Here is a 15,253-nt window from a genome sequence, read left to right as displayed (position 1 = left end):
GCGCCGGTGCCCGGCACACAACCCGCCTGCCGCCCGCCGTATCCGCCGGAGCCCCTGGTGCCGGCTCCCGGCCGTTCCGCGGTCCCGGCCGGGCTTCCCACCGCGGACGAGGCCGTGGCCCACACCCTCCTCAACTGTCTGCTCCGCGAGGTCTCCGGTCCCGAGCACGAGACCGCCGTCATCGACGGCCATCTGCTGCTGCGTCTGCCACGGCTCGGGGTGCTGCTCAGGGTGGCCCTGCGCCGCACGTCCCTCATCGGGGCGCACCGCTTCAGCGGCCCGGTCGCCGAACAGGCCGGCGGCGGCTGGTTCGAGCTCGGCTGGCGCCGCCTCGCGGAGTACGCCCATGCCGAGCTCTCGCTGCGTACCGGCGCGCGCAACGACGAGTTCCTGGCCCAGGTCGACGCGAGCCACCAGGGAGTCGGCGCCGCCCTGGCCGCACCGCGTCCGCGGCTGGACGGGAGCCCGCTGTCGGCCTATCTGGCATCCGAACAGTCCCTCCCCCTCGGCCACCGCTTCCACCCCACGCCCAAGGCCCGCAGCGGAGATCCCGCCCTCTGGTCCGCGTACGCCCCCGAGGCCGCGGCAGCCTTCCCGCTCCGGCTGCTCGCCGTGCGGGAGGAACTGGTCGTCCAGGAGCGGGCCGAGCCCGGCGCGACCGACCCGCTGGAGAGGCTGCACACGGTCCCCGCGGGCTACCGGCTGCTGCCCGCGCACCCCTGGCAGTACGAACTGCTCCACGAACACCCGTCGTTGCGGGCGGCCCTGGCCCGGGGAGACGTACTCGACCTTGGCACCGGCAGGACCCTGTTCGCCGCGACCGCGTCCGTCCGCACGCTCTACGACGGCGACACCTTCCTGAAGTTCAGCCTCAATGTGCGCATCACCAACTGCGTGCGCAAGAACGCCAGCTACGAACTGGCCGGCGCGGTCGCCCTCACCAGCCTGCTCGGACCGGTCCTCGCCGACCTGGCCGCCCGCTTCCCCGGCAGCGGCATCCTCCGCGAACCCGCCTATCGCAGCCTCGCACTCCCCGGCCCGGACGGGCGGCCCGATCTCGCACTTCTCGAAGGCTTCGGCGTCATCGTCCGCGAGGGCCTCGCCGGCCATCTGCGGCCCGGCACCACCCCTCTCCTCGCCGCGGCCGTCGCCGACGAGTACCCCACGGGCCCCGCCCACATCTCCCGGCTGCTGGCCGGCTCGGACCCCGCAAGCGCCCTGAGCTGGTGGCGGACGTACCTCGCGCTGCTCGTCCCGCCCGTCCTCGCCGCCTACTTCGACCACGGCCTGGTCCTCGAACCGCACCTCCAGAACGTCATCGTCTGCGTCGACGCCGACGGCAGACCCTCCCGCGTCCTGTTCCGGGACCTGGAAGGCACCAAGCTCGTCGCCGGGCATCACGCCGAGGGCCTGGCCGGGCTGCCGCCGGAGGTCGCGGGTCCGCTGACGTACGACGCCGAACGCGGCTGGGACCGGGTCGTCTACTGCCTCGTCGTGAACCATGTGTCCGACATGCTCGCCGCGCTCGCCGATCTTCATCCGGAGATCGAGGCGGCGCTGTGGTCCCTGGTCCGGCGGGCGCTCGAGGAGTACGCCGAGAAGCACGACTGCCCGCCCCGGCTCGCCGCCCTGCTCGCCGGAGCGCCGCTGCCGGCCAAGGCCAACCTCCTCACCCGCTGGGAGCGTACGGCCGACCGTGACGCGGGCTATGTGCGCCTGCCATCCCCCTTCAGCGACGCAGCGCTTCCCCGGGACGTGCTCTCCGGGGCGAGCAGCACCGATGATGTCTGGAGCGCCCGATGACCGTCCTCACACCGCCGGTGCGCGAGCGTGCCCTGTCGCTCCCGGCCCAGTCCCTGCCCGCCTATCTGTACGACCTCGGCGCGCTGCGCAGGCACGCCGCGTCCGTCCGCTCGGTGCTGCCCGACCGCGTCGAGCTGTACTACGCCGCCAAGGCCAACCCGGAACCGGAGATCCTGTCCGCGCTCGCGCCGTACGTGGACGGCTACGAGGTCTCGTCGGGCGGCGAACTCGCCCATGTCGCAAAGATCGTCCCGGAGCGTCCGCTGGCCTTCGGCGGCCCCGGCAAGACGCCCGCCGAGATCACCGCGGCGCTGGACCTCGGCGTGGAGCGCTTCCATGTCGAGAGTCTCCACGAGCTCAGGATGCTGGCGGATCTGGCCCTGCTGCGGGCCTGCGCCGAGCCCGTCGGCGTGCTGCTGCGCTTCAACCTTCCGCTGGCCGACGCATCGCTGGAGGCCAGTGCCCTGTCCATGGGCGGCCGTCCGACGCCGTTCGGCCTCGACCCCACCCAGGCGGACGCCGCCGTCCGCCTCCTGACCGACGGCACCTACCCGCACCTTCAACTCCTCGGCATCCACGCCCACCTGGCCAGCGGACTCGACGCCCCTCGCCAGCTCGCCGCCGCCGAGTCCATCGTGACCTGGGCCGCGAGCCTCGCCGCCCGCCACACCATCGAGCTGCCCGAGGTGAACGTCGGCGGCGGCATGACCGTCGACTACGCCGCCCCCGAAGCGCGCTTCGACTGGCCCGCCTTCGGCGCCGGCCTCGCCCGCATCACCGCCGCTCACCCCGGTCTGACACTGCGCATCGAGCCGGGCCGCTCGCTGACCGCGTACTGCGGCTGGTACGCCACCGAGGTCCTGGACGTCAAGCCCAGCCACGGCGAGGAGTTCGCCGTCGTACGCGGCGGCACGCACCATCTGCGTACCCCGGCGACCAAGGGCCACGACCAGCCCTGCGTCGTCCTTCCGGTCGAGGACTGGCCGCACTCGTGGCCGCGGCCAGTGGCCCGGCAGCAGCTGGTCACCCTGGCAGGCCAGCTGTGCACACCGAAGGACGTCCTGGCTCGCCAAGTCCCGGCGGCGGGTCTGCGGGCGGGGGACCGTGTGGTGTTCGCGCTGGCCGGGGCGTACGCGTGGAACATCTCCCACCACGACTTCCTGATGCACCCCCGTCCGGGCTTCCACTTCCTGGCCACCCGACGGTGAAAATCCGGCCCAACTTCCGCTGCCTCGGGGCGGGGAGATAGCGCCTAGGCCGTGTTTTAGAACTAGCGCCGTCCGCCCATAGGGCGGGGCTCGCGGCGTCTGGTGCGTGCAATCGCAAGGCGGAGGATCATCCTCGTACTGGACGTACTTGGATGACTCCGACAACGCAGCGAGTGTGCGTGCCAGGCGTCGCGGGCTGGGGGTACCTCCCATGCGAAGCTCTGGGGGAGGGAGTTCTAAAACACGGCCTAGTCTTCTGAGTCGGGAATTCTGTTCAGATATGAGGCGAGGCGTTCGAGGATCTCGTCTGCGGTCTTCGTCCAGACGTAGGGCTTCGGGTCGGTGTTCCAGGCGGCGATCCAGTTGCGGATGTCCTTCTCCAGGGCCGGGACGGACTTGTGGACGCCTCGCCGTATCTGCTTGTTGGTGAGTTCGGCGAACCACCGCTCGACGAGGTTCAGCCAGGACGATCCTGTGGGTGTGAAGTGCAGGTGGAAGCGGGGGTGGGCCAGCAGCCATTTCTTGATGGCGGGCGTCTTGTGGGTGGCGTAGTTGTCGCAGACGAGGTGGACGTCCAGGCCGGCTGGCACCTCTTTGTCGAGCTTGGTCAGGAACTTCCTGAACTCCTCGGCCCGGTGCCGGCGGTGCAGGGAGCCGATTACCTTGCCGGTGGCGACCTCGAGAGCGGCAAAGAGTGTGGTGGTACCGGCGCGGACGTAGTCGTGGGTGGCCCGCTCGGGAACCCCGGGCATCATCGGCAGCACGGGCTGGGACCGGTCCAGGGCCTGGATCTGCGACTTCTCGTCCACGCAGAACACCAGAGCCCGTTCGGGCGGGTCCAGGTAGAGACCGACGACATCGTGGACCTTGTCGACGAAGTACGGATCGGTCGACAGCTTGAAGGTCTCCGACCGGTGCGGCTGCAGGCCGAAGGCCCGCCAGATCCGGGACACCGACGACTGCGAAAGGCCCATCTCTTTCGCCATGGCCCGTGTCGACCAGTGCGTCGCGTTCTTCGGAGTGGATTCCAGCGTCTTGGTGACCACCGCGGCCACCTGCTCGTCGGTCACCGTCCTGGGACCACCCGGACGTGGCATGTCACCCAGACCGGCGATCCGGTACTGCACGAACCGGGCACGCCACCGCCCCACCGCATGAGGCGTGGAACCGAGTTGGGCCGCCACGTCCTTGTTCGAGGCACCCGCGGCGCAGGCCAGAATGATCCGACACCGCAGTGCCCACGCCTGCGGCGTGGAACGACGCCGCACCCACCCCTCCAGCGCGGCCCGTTCCTCATCCGACAGCATCAACTCGGCCTTCGGCCGCCCCATCCCCGCCATAGAGCAAGCCTACACATCTGAACAGAATTCCTGACTCAGAAGACTAGGGGGCGGCCGAGGCGCGATGATCGCGGTCATGCATGCTGGCCGGGTGACCGTGCTCTCCGGCTTTCTGCCCATCTGGGCCATCACCGCCGTCGGTTGGGCGGCGGGCAGGTTCAATGTGCTCGGCACTCAGGCGCAGAGCGTGCTGGGGCGGTTCGCCTTCGCCATGCCCGCGCTGCTGTTCCTCACGCTGTCCAGGTCACGGGTGTCGAAGCTGGCCAGTCCCGGCGTGGCGGTGTTCGCGGCCAGCCTCGTCATCGTGTTCGCGGTGGGACTGCTGCTGGGGCGGTGGGTCTTCCGCCGCCGTCGGGCCGACCGGGCGATAGGCGCCATGGCCGGGGCATACGTCAACTCCGCCAATCTGGGCATTCCCATCGCCGTCCATGTCCTCGACGACGCCTCGTTCGTGATCGCGGCCGCGCTGTTCCAGACGCTGTTCATCACGCCCCTGATCCTGGTTCTCATAGATCTGGACGTACGGCGCGAAGCGCGCGCCCGATGGGGCCGGATCCTGAAGCTTCCGCTGCGCAACCCCATCATCGCGGCGTCCGCCGCAGGGGTCAGCGTCGCGGCCGCGGGCTGGCGGCTGCCCGCCGAGCTGACCGCTCCGGTCCAGATGCTCGGCGGTGCGGCCGTGCCCGCGGCGCTCTTCGCCCTCGGAATGTCGCTGAACGCGCGGGCCGAGCGTCCCGACTCCGCGGGCCGCGCGGAGCGCCGGGTGCTGGTGGCCCTCAAGATCGCCGTCCAGCCGCTGCTCGCCTACGCGCTCGCACGCTGGGGCTTCGGTCTCGGCGGGCACGAACTGTTCGCCGTAGTGCTCTGCGCCGGCCTGCCGACGGCGCAGAACGCCTTCATCTTCGCCTCCGAATACCGGCTGAACACGGATCTGGCCAGGGACACTGTCCTGCTGTCCACGCTGCTGTCGATGGGCTCCCTCTCGCTCATCACCTGGCTGCTGGCCTGACCCCTGCCGGTCAGACCGGCGAGGCTTCTCCGGACATCGCCGCCGCCATCCGCAGATGCGGCGCGGCGTCCGCGGGCCGCCCCTGGCGCTCCAGCGTGCGGCCGAGCATGAGGCGCGCGTAGTACTCCACGGGGCTGAGCTCCAGGACGGCGCGCAGCTCGGCCTCGGCCAGGCGCAGCCGCGCCGAGTGGTAGTAGGCGCGGGCGAGCAGCAGCCGCGGCGCGATCTGCTCCGGCGCCTCGGTGACCAGCCCGCCGAGAATGCGGGCGGCCGTGACGTACTCCTTGGCGTCGAAGAACAGCTGCGCCCGGTCCCACCGCTCGGCGGGGGTGCCGAACTCGTAGTACGTCTCGTTCACGTGCTCTCCTCCTCGGAGTCCCGGTCTGCTGCTTGCATGGAGCTGAACAGAGAGAGATGGTTGAATATTCCACTATCAGGTGGGCGTGGGGACTGACGGCTCGCGCCCGAACAGGAATAGGTTGAGCCCCATGAGCAATCTCGATCGTCAGGCCGCCCTCTCCGTCTGCGGCGGTCGTGGCTTTGTCGTCGCCGAGCCCGTCCGTGAACTCCTCAGCCCCCGCCGGGTCCAGCTCGGCGAGTCCACCGTGGTCCGCCGGCTCCTGCCCAACCTGGGCCGCCGGATGGTCGGCGCCTGGGCCTTCGTCGACCACTACGGGCCCGACGACATCGCCGACGAGCCCGGCATGCAGGTCCCGCCCCACCCGCACATGGGCCTCCAGACCGTCAGCTGGCTCCACGACGGGGAGGTGCTGCACCGCGACAGCACCGGCAGCCTCGCCACCATCCGGCCGCGCGAACTCGGCCTGATGACCTCGGGCCGCGCGATCAGCCACTCCGAGGAGAGCCCCAAGCCGCACGCCCGCTTCCTGCACGGAGCCCAGCTCTGGGTCGCGCTGCCCGACGAGCAGCGGAACGTCGAGCCGCACTTCCAGCACCACACCGACCTGCCGACCGTCACCTCGCCCGGCCTGAGCGCCACGGTCATCCTCGGCGAACTGGCGGGCGCCGCCTCGCCCGGCACCACGTACACCCCGCTCGTCGGCGCCGACCTGGCGCTCACGCGCGGCGCGGAACTGAACCTGCCGCTGGTGCCCGACTTCGAGTACGCCGTACTCGCCATGTCGGGCGAGGCCCATGTCGACGGCGTGCCCGTACTGCCCGGCTCGATGCTCTACCTCGGCTGCGGCCGCACCGAACTCCCGCTGCGTGCCGAATCCGATGCCGGTCTGATGCTCCTCGGCGGCGAGCCCTTCGAGGAGGAGATCGTCATGTGGTGGAATTTCGTGGGCCGTTCGCACGAGGAGATCGAACAGGCCCGCGCGGACTGGATGACCGGCTCCCGCTTCGGCGAGGTGAAGGGCTACGACGGTGGTCCGCTGGCCGCTCCCGAACTCCCGGCGGTGGCCCTGAAGCCGCGGGGACGGGTGCGCTGATCCGGGTCATGGGCGTTGGCTCGGGTTGCTGAGAGGTGCGGGTCTTGGCGCCTGTGGCCAGGACTCGTCAGAGTCTTGGTGACCCGGCTGGTCGGATCGGCGCGGGCGGTCCCCGTCCGCCGTCGGGCAGGCGTCGCAAGATCGGGTGAATGTCTGGAATTTCCCGGTTCTGGTGAACCGTCGCGTGCCAGACTGCCGTAGGGGGGAAGCGGCAACCGGAGACGCGGGGCGTCGCGTCTGATTCCCGAAGCGCCGCGCGCAATGTGCATGTGCTCGGGAGGACCGTCGAAACATCAGCCGTGGCCCGGTTGCTCCGTGACACGGCATCAGGGCGTGGCGGTGCGCTGTTCATCACAGGAGAGCCGGGGGTGGGGCGGACCACCCTGCTCCGCAGGATCCTCACCTTCGACGCCACCTTCCGATCGGTGTACTTCGCCGGCACTGCCGCCGAATCAGGACTGCCCTACGCGGGGCTGCACCAGGTCGTCCAGGCGCACCGCTGCGCTGTGCCGCAGCTCCCTGCCCCCCAGCGCGATCTGCTCGGCCACCTCCTGGCCACCGGGCACCACCGGCCCGGGGACACCCCTCTGGCGGTCGGCGCCGCAGCCCTGGGTCTTCTCGGCGCCGCGGCCGCCCGGCGTCCTCTGCTGCTCGCGATCGACGATGCGCATCTGCTGGACGCCCCGTCCATGAAGGTGCTGCTCTTCGTCGCCCGGCGCATCGCGGGCGAGCCGATCGCCATGCTCCTTACCGCGGAACACCGCTGCTCCGCCGCCACGTCCGCAATCCGCCCGGCCGTCACCGGCGTACCGGAACTGAGGCTGGGACCGCTGGACCCGGCCGATGCGCGGACCCTGCTCGAGCAGTCCGCCCCGCATCCGCTCCGGCGTTACGTCGCCGAGCGGCTGCTCGCCGTCGCGGAGGGCAATCCGCTCGCACTCACCGAACTGCCGCTCGCCCTCACGCCGGGCCAGTGCGCGGGAATCCTGCCGCTCGACGACCCGCTCACCCCCGGTGAGCGGCTGCGCGACGCCCATCTGCCGACGCTGGCGCGGCTCCCTGACACCGCCCGCACCGCCCTGCTCGTGCCCGCCGCGGCCGGCGACGGCCGCAGCGGCGACGTCCAGCGTGCACTGGCGCTGCTCGGCCATGAGCCCGACGCGCTGGTGCCCGCCGAAGAACAAGGCATCCTCGAACTGCGCCGGGGGCGGCTGGTCTTCGCCGAGCGGCGGCTGCGCATGGTCGCGTACCACGACGCCTGTACATCGCGGCGGCGCGCCGTCCACCGGGCGCTCACGCAGGTCCTGCACGGCACGGCCGCGGCACGCCACCTGGCCGCCGCGCACATCGGCCCGAGCCCGGCCGTGGCACAGGCCATTGAGGCGGCGGCGAGCGCCGCCGCGGAGGCGGACCCGGACGCATGCGCGGAACTGTACGAGTGCGCCGCGGGTTTCGCCGACGATGACGACGACGCGGCCCGGCTGCTGGGACTGGCAGCGGGCTGCCGGCAGCGGGCCGGAGCTGCGGAGCACGTACCGGTGCTGCTGGCCAAGGCGATGGAGCTTGCGCGTGAGCCGGATCTGCGCCGGGAACTGGGCGTCCTTCAGGCACGGCAGCGCGGCGCGACCGGGCATCCGCGGATCGTCCACCGGGTACTGCGCGATGCGGCCGGGCGGCTGGCGGGCGAGCCCTCGCGGGCGGCTGAACTGCTGCTGGAGGCTTGCGGTTCCGCAGTCCGCGCGGCGGACAGCCGTGCCGCACTGGGCAGCGCGTGGCAGGCGTACCGGATCACCCGGCCGTCCGGCGGGGATCTGGCCGAGGCCGCGGCGGTCCATCTCGCGCAGGTCTTGGCTCTGCGGGGGGAACGTGCGCAGGCCGGCGAACTGCTGTTGGCGCAGATGGCGGGCGAGTCGGCAGGGACTCTGGTGGGGCGGGCGGAAGTGCTGGGCTGGCTGGAGGAGTACGAGGCGGCCTGCGTGCTCCTGGCCCGTGTCCTGGGGGAGCAGCCCGGCACCGAGCGAAGGGCGTACGAGGTGCGGCGGGCGGCCGCGCTCGGCTGCCGGGCCTGGATCCGGCTGTGGACCGGAGACTGGCACGGCGCCCGCTCAGACGCGACGGAAGCGGTCGAGTGCGCGTCGCGGCGGATGGAGACCGCTTCGCTGGCCCAGGGGCTGGTCGCGCTGGGGTGGCTCGAGGCAGCGCAGGGCCGTGTCACGGAGTGCGGAGCAGTGCTGGCCCGTGCTGCCGGAGTGGCGCGGGCGCACGGCCTCGAACTCGTCATGGGCCAGGTCGCAGTGTCCGAGGGCCTGTTGGCACTCGGTGCGGGCAAGTATGAGGAGGCGGTGGCCGGTTACGAGCGGGCGGGCGCCCTGGCGCGGAGCGCGGGAATCGAGAACCCGTCGGTGACCCCGTGGGCGGCGAACCTGATCGAGGCCTACATACGCAGCGGGCGGATCGGGGAAGCGGTGCGCGAACACGCCCGCTTCGACGCCGAAATGCGGCGCTCGGGCCCCTCCTGGGCGCTTGCCGTGAGCGCCCGATGCCGCGCCTTGCTGCTGGAGGCCGACGGTCACGGCACGCCCGGTGCCGTCGAGGCGGCCTTCCACGAGGCCCTGGAATGGCATGCGCGTGGTGCCGTCGTCTTCGAGCGGGCGCGGACCGTGTTCTGCCACGGGCAGTGGCTGCGCCGTACGGGACGCATCCCACAGGCGCGCGACGCCATGGAGGAGGCGTTGTCTGTCTTCGGCGCGCTCGGCGCAGTCCCGTGGGAGGAGGCGGTCCGCAGCGAACTGCGTGCGGCGGGCGGGCGTGCCGGGCGAACGGCGTGCGGACAGCTCACCGAGCAGGAGAGCCGCATCGCCGCGCTGGTGGCGGGCGGCGCCACCAACAAGGAGGCGGCTGCGGCGCTTTTCCTCAGCCCGAAGACGGTGGAGTTTCATCTCGGGAATGTGTACCGGAAGTTAGGGGTGCGGTCGCGCAGTGAACTGGCGCGGACGTATGACACGGTGGGCGGGGCGTGAGCCTAAGGCACGTTGTCCACGGGTTCGCTGACGTTGTAATTCTTTCCTGTGGCTTTGATGAGCACCTTCGTGGGCCGCAGGTCTTTCTTGTTGGGGTTGGGCACAGATGGGACGGGATTCTCGTACAAGGCCGTGACGATGTAATTCACCTGTTGTCCCGGCTCCTTCACTGCTTTCCTCACCTTGTTTTCAATGTCGCGCATCTTGGGCGTGTTCGCGCGCGCGTGCAGGGTGACGAAATTTCCCCTCTCGCTGTTGGAACCGCCGAGCTGGGCGCCGAGCAAGTGCGATCGGTGGAAGATCACCTTGCCCTTCTTGTTGGCTTCGGTGTCCCAGTCGACGGGGTTGACCTTGGGGTTGGTCCTGCCGCCGATCGAAGCCGCGGTGAGTGTTGCTTCCACCCCGGTGGCGCGTCCATGCCCGTCCAGGCTTCCGTAGCGGGGCGTGCCAGGTGGCGGGAGAGATGACACATCGGTCTGTTCCGTGGCCGTCGGATTGAGAGTTCCCCGCACGCTCCACACGCCGTCGTTGTCGACCGGCTCGAGGGAGTTGAGCCGATACCGAATCCGGATGGCGAGGAGTGCGGCCTTGAGGATGCTCCTGCTGAGGCGGGTTCCCTTCAGCTTGTTGACCGTCTTGACGCCGAGCCGGACGGCGGCCTTGACGTCGCGCTCCTTCTCCACCGCCGTACGCCGGTCGGCCTTGCCGACGAGTTTGCCGAGGGCCTTCTTCCCGCCGGCCAGCAGCTTCTTGCCGTACGCGGCCGCCTTGGCGATCATCTTGGAGATGAAGCCCCGGACGGGCGCACCGACCTTCTCCAGCACGCTCTTGATCTTCGCCGGGATCGCGCCGAGCTTGAGCACCCGGGCGAGCAGGTCGATGGCGAGCGGGAGCGTCCGCGCCAGGGAGTCCTCGATCTTCGTGGCCACCTTCTGGGACACGCCGTTGCAGATCTCCTCGAGCGTGTCGAGGATGCTGTTGACGAATTCGGCCAGCGCGCGGGCTTTTTCCACCAGGAAGGTGACGAAGTCGTAGACGGCCATGACCGCCTTGACCAGGGCGCCGGCCGGAGTGATCAGGGACAGCAGCCAGGTGATGCCCGCCTTGAGGACGGTCTCGACGACAAAGCCCTTGATCATCTCGAAGGCCTGCTGCTTGAGGTCCCCGATCTTCTCCTTGATCTCCTCCCACAGGCCTCCGACGCCCTTGTCCCGGATCACCCCGATGATCTTGATGGCACCGATCACCGTGTTCAGCACCGACTCGGGCATGTGCTTGAGGAGTTCGGAGCGGATGAAGGCCCAGCTGATCCCGAAGAGCGACAGCACCATCTTGACGATGCCGCGCAGATCCCACTGCTCGGGCAGCTCCACCCCGGCCGCGGCCAGATTGCCGAACAGCCACTCCTGCAGGGCCGCCTTGAGGTGCTTGACGATGTTCGACAGGAACTGCGTCAGCCCGGCTTTGACCGAGGCGCCCAGGTTACTGAGGAAGCCGATCGGGTCCTTGATGATCCGTTCGGCCACGCCCGCCGCCCGTTTCACCACACCGACCAGCAGGTTCTTCAGATCGATGAGGATCTTGATCGCGCCGACCACGGCGTCGCGGGCCCGCTCCCACAGACCCTTGTTGGACTCCTTCACCTCGGCCAGCGCCGCGTTCGTCGCCTCCTGCGCCTGCGCGTAGGACTCGGCGAGCTGGTCGACGACCGCGTCGGCCTTCTCGTCGATGGAGGCTTCCAACTCGTCGAACTTCGCCGCGAATCCGGCAGCCGACTGCTCCCCGAACCCCCGCATCGCCGGCTCGAGGCCCGCGACGAAATCGGCCATCCGGCGCCGGCCGTCCGCGGCCTTCTGCCGCGCGTCGTTGACGCGCTTCTCCACGACGGTGGCGACCTCGTCGACCACGCCCCGGATCTCGGCGGTGTAGGCGGCCGAGTGCTTCGCATAGTCGGGCTCGCCGGAGAAGAAGTCCCACCAGCTCTTCTCGCACGCGGCGAGGAAACGCTTCCGGGCCTGCCCGGCCCTGTCGTCGAAGAGCGTGCGGACCGTGTCGTCCAGGCCCGCCAGCGCGGCCTCGACATTGCGTTTGGTCTCCTCGTAGATCCCGGTGAGCTGTGCCGTGATCTCTGCACGGCGCGCTTCGGTACGTGCCTGGGCGGCCTGTTTGCCGCCCGCCACCGACTTGCCGGTAGTGGCACGTACACCGGCCATGGCGGCCATCGCCGCCTTGCCCGCGCCGGCCGCGCGCTGCTCGGCTGCGGCCCGCTGCTCCGCCTCCTTGGCCCGGAAGGAGCCCGGCGCAGCGGCGGAGTCCTTCTCCGCGGCCTTCTTGGACTGCAGGGCGGCCGTGAACGCGGGCTCGTTGGCGCGCTGCAGGGTCTCGTCGGTGAGCCCCGCCTTGTCCATTTCCGCCGTCGTCCCGCTCGCATGCGCGGACAGGTCCACCGCGGCGGCAGGCACCGGCGCCGGTACGGCGTCCGCCGCACGGGGCGGGGCAGGGACGGGCGGCGGGCGGTCGGGCGACAGGGGTACGGCGGGACGCTCGGGTACTCGCGCCGGGTCCGGCGGGGTCTCCGCGGTCGCTCGCACCTCACCCGATGAGGCATCCGCGGCGGCGTGCACCTCGCCGGAAAGCTGGGGTGTGAGGGTGTCCGGGCGGGCCGGGTCCGCAAGTGCCTTGGCCTCGTCCGCGGTGGCTGGCTGCTGTTCCTTGATGCGTTTCTCGAACTTCGCGATGAACTCGGCCCGGCCGAAGGGCTTCGCCTGTGCCGAGGCGATCGCCGCCGCCTGGTCCTGCCCGGCGAACGCGGCACGCTCTCCGGGTGGGGCTGCGGCCGCGCGCTGCGCGGCCGCAGCCTCGGCGGCGGGCGCGGGGTGCCGGGTGAGGATCCGCTTGCCCGCGGTGACCTGGGCGGCGATCCGGCGCAGCCCCGGCGCGGCGGCCTTCTTGCCGACGACGGGCCGCCCTGGGGTCTTGCCCTGGTCGCGGCCGGCCGGCGCCTGCGCGCCCCGGGCGGCGAGCGCGGCGGTGGCGGCGTTGCCGACGGCGGGCCTGGCACGGCCCGGGCGCTTGGTGGGTGTGGCGGTGGTGGTTCCGCGCTCCTTCGCCGGAGCGGCTGCCGCCTGGGCCGGTCGTTTCCGTACCGCCTTGAGCTTGCCGGGTGAAGGCGGCCCCGGCCTGGCGCCCGGCTGGGTCACGGCGGGCGGTGGCGTGGTGGGGGTCCGCGCGGGGGCGCTCATGGCAGCACGCAGGAGGCTGCTGCCGCCGCTGACGCGGCGGAGTCCCGTACGGGCACCGGGCCGAGCGCCAACTCCAGCTCGCCGGACCGTGGTAGCCGCGACTCCTGGCGGAACTGGCGCGCGATCGCCTCGGCGAGATGCTCCCGGCCGATGACCGCGCTTCCGCTCTCCGCCGCCAGTAGCGCGGCGCCGCGGGCGGCGGCCATGATGCCCGCACCGGTGAGATCGAGCCGCGCCAGCCCCTCCAGCGTCAACTGCGGGTCCAGCGGGGCGCTGTGCGGGAACGCCATCCGCCACAGCCGGTACCGCTCCCGGTCGCCGGGCCGCGTGAAGTGCACCACGAACTGGAAGCGGCGGGTGAAGGCCTCGTCCAGATTTCCCTGGAGGTTGGTGGTGAGAACGACCAACGCGGGGCTGCGCTCCAGGCGTTGCAGCAGATAGCCGACCTCGAGATTGGCGTATCGGTCGGTGCCGCGGCTCACCGCGCCGCGCTTGCCGAAGACGGCGTCGGCCTCGTCGAAGAGCAGCAGTGCGCCCGCCGCTTCCGCGTGGCTGAAGGCCTCATCGAGGTTCTTCTCGGTCTCGCCGACCCACTTGGAGACGGTCTGCGCGAGATCGACCCTGATCAGGTCGACGCCGAGCGTGGCGGCGATCACCTCGGCGGCGAGGCTCTTGCCGGTGCCGGGCTCGCCCGTGAACAGGGCCTTGAGGCCGGGGCCGCCGTGCTGCCCGCCGAAACCCCACTCCTGGGAGACCTTGGGCCAAGCCCGGAACGCGGCGGCGAGTTCGCCGATCTGCTGTGCCTGTTCGGCAGGGAGTACGAGGTCCGAAGGGTCGCGGGAGGGAGTGCGGACATCGGCGAGGCGGCCCGGATTTGCGGCCAGGACGCGGCGCACCGCCGTATCCAGAAGCATGCCGCCGGACTCGGCGAGCCGGACGGCTGACCGCAGTTGGGCGGGCGTCAGCCGGAAGCGGGCGGCGAGGTCGTCAAGGGCGCGGGGTTCGGGGTCTGCGCCGGCGGTGGCGGTGCTCCAAAGGGTGCGACGTTCCCCGTAGCCGGGTTCGTCCGTGGATTCTTCCGCGTAGCGGCCCGAGGAGAGCAGATCGAGGGGGCGCCACGGGGTCTGCCCGGTGAGGACGACCGGGACGCCGGTCCGTGTCAGTACGTCGGCGGCCGCTGCCGTGGCCCATCGGGCGTCGGGGTCGTGGAAGCGGTCGACGGGCAGCCACAACGCGGTACCGAGCGCGGCCGCCGCGGCCAGAGACCGGCCTGTGGCGGCCCGTACCTCGGCGGGGGTCCGGCACAGCTCCAGGCCAGGAGCGCCGCGCAGTGCGAGCCCCGCCTGCTCCGCCACGGCGTGTGCCGCATCGAGTTGGCTGCCGTCCGGGAGCCCCCAGAGGGCGGCGATCCCGGCCGGGTGCGCCTGCAGATGGGCGGCCAGCCGTGCGGTGCGGCCGCGGGTCGGCCCGTCCAGCAGCGCGGGGCGCGGTGCGGGTACCCGGCCGGGGTCGTACGCGAGGAGCGCGGGGTCCCCGAGGCCGTGCAGGAGGAAGGCGGGCAGTTCGGCGCGGATGTGCAGCGGGCGCAGCAGATCGGCGCCGGAGGGTTCCGGTCCGCCGTACGCGTCCGGGTCGCCGTCCTGGATCAGCAGACCGAAGCGGCGCAGCCGCCCGTACGGTCCCAGCGCCGGCAGGCGGTCGTACCGCTCGGCGGGGGAGGGCGCCAGAACCGTGAGGAGCAACTCGGCGGTGGGACGGCGCTGGTCGAGGTCGTCGAGGAGATAGCCGAACAGCAGGGCGTGCTCGGCGGCCAGCGCCGGCGCCAGGCACAGCAGCAGCGCGTCGCATTCGAAAGGGTCAAGGTCTGCTGCGGACGCCAGCTCGTCGAGCGGCAGCGAAATGCCCTCTGCGGCCGCCTGGAAGCGGAGTTCGCGCTCGGCGTGGGTCTGCGCGGCGGGCGGCCCACCGCTCCGGGGCCCCGGGTGCACCACGGCGGGATCGGTGGAGTCGAGGAGCAGTCCGGCCTGCTCGTCGGTGACGCAATAGGGGGACAGCTCGGCCCCGGCGAGCAGGCCGGAGCGTTTCGCGCGGCGGGCCGCGGCCGCCCGCAGCGCGCGGTGGACCCCTCCGTAGCGAAGGGTCAAGTGAGCCGCGGCGGCGCCTGATCGGGTCGGCAT

The 15,253-nt window shown here is 71.4% G+C and carries 9 protein-coding genes; 5 read left to right on the top strand and 4 right to left on the bottom strand.

The features are described from left to right. Positions 1-57 precede the first annotated feature (57 nt). Positions 58-1,803, top strand: a complete 1,746-nt coding sequence (locus OHA61_RS04345) for an IucA/IucC family protein (protein WP_406307272.1) — start codon at positions 58-60, stop codon at positions 1,801-1,803. Continuing rightward, complete coding sequence (locus tag OHA61_RS04340; RefSeq protein WP_406301777.1) at positions 1,800-3,011, top strand: type III PLP-dependent enzyme; 1,212 nt, start codon at positions 1,800-1,802, stop codon at positions 3,009-3,011. The genes OHA61_RS04345 and OHA61_RS04340 overlap by 4 nt, the downstream gene beginning before the upstream one ends. A gap of 248 nt (positions 3,012-3,259) precedes the next feature. Here OHA61_RS04340 and OHA61_RS04335 read toward each other — a convergent pair whose 3' ends face one another. Continuing rightward, the gene (locus OHA61_RS04335) at positions 3,260-4,342 is read right to left on the bottom strand and encodes an IS630 family transposase (RefSeq protein WP_406307235.1); all 1,083 of its coding nucleotides are present in this window, start codon (positions 4,340-4,342) and stop codon (positions 3,260-3,262) included. Between the two features lie 85 nt (positions 4,343-4,427). Here OHA61_RS04335 and OHA61_RS04330 point away from each other — a divergent pair, with 85 nt between their 5' ends. Further along, positions 4,428-5,360, top strand: coding sequence for an AEC family transporter (locus tag OHA61_RS04330; protein WP_406301776.1), 933 nt, complete (start codon positions 4,428-4,430; stop codon positions 5,358-5,360). Between the two features lie 10 nt (positions 5,361-5,370). On the opposite strand, the gene OHA61_RS04325 is transcribed toward OHA61_RS04330, so the two are convergent. After that, positions 5,371-5,718 (bottom strand): tetratricopeptide repeat protein, encoded by a 348-nt coding sequence (locus tag OHA61_RS04325; protein ID WP_406301775.1) that lies wholly within the window; start codon positions 5,716-5,718, stop codon positions 5,371-5,373. A gap of 130 nt (positions 5,719-5,848) precedes the next feature. On the opposite strand from OHA61_RS04325, the gene OHA61_RS04320 reads away from it, so the two are divergent. Both OHA61_RS04320 and OHA61_RS04315 read left to right on the top strand, forming a co-directional pair. Continuing rightward, on the top strand, positions 5,849-6,814 hold the full coding sequence (locus tag OHA61_RS04320) for a pirin family protein (protein WP_406301774.1): 966 nt from the start codon (positions 5,849-5,851) through the stop codon (positions 6,812-6,814). Between the two features lie 263 nt (positions 6,815-7,077). Next, positions 7,078-9,834 carry a LuxR C-terminal-related transcriptional regulator gene (locus OHA61_RS04315; RefSeq protein ID WP_406301773.1) on the top strand — a complete coding sequence of 919 codons (2,757 nt, stop codon included), beginning with the start codon at positions 7,078-7,080 and terminating at the stop codon, positions 9,832-9,834. A 2-nt stretch (positions 9,835-9,836) separates the two neighbouring features. On the opposite strand, the gene OHA61_RS04310 is transcribed toward OHA61_RS04315, so the two are convergent. Then, the gene (locus OHA61_RS04310; protein ID WP_406301772.1) at positions 9,837-13,076 is read right to left on the bottom strand and encodes a DNA/RNA non-specific endonuclease; all 3,240 of its coding nucleotides are present in this window, start codon (positions 13,074-13,076) and stop codon (positions 9,837-9,839) included. Further along, positions 13,073-15,253 (bottom strand): ATP-binding protein, encoded by a 2,181-nt coding sequence (locus OHA61_RS04305; RefSeq protein WP_406301771.1) that lies wholly within the window; start codon positions 15,251-15,253, stop codon positions 13,073-13,075. Before OHA61_RS04305 ends, OHA61_RS04310 begins: the two co-directional genes overlap by 4 nt.

The organism is Streptomyces sp. NBC_00885 (assembly GCF_045207475.1).
In the GTDB taxonomy this organism is placed as follows: domain Bacteria; phylum Actinomycetota; class Actinomycetes; order Streptomycetales; family Streptomycetaceae; genus Streptomyces.
This window is presented reverse-complemented; position numbering and strand designations above follow the sequence as displayed.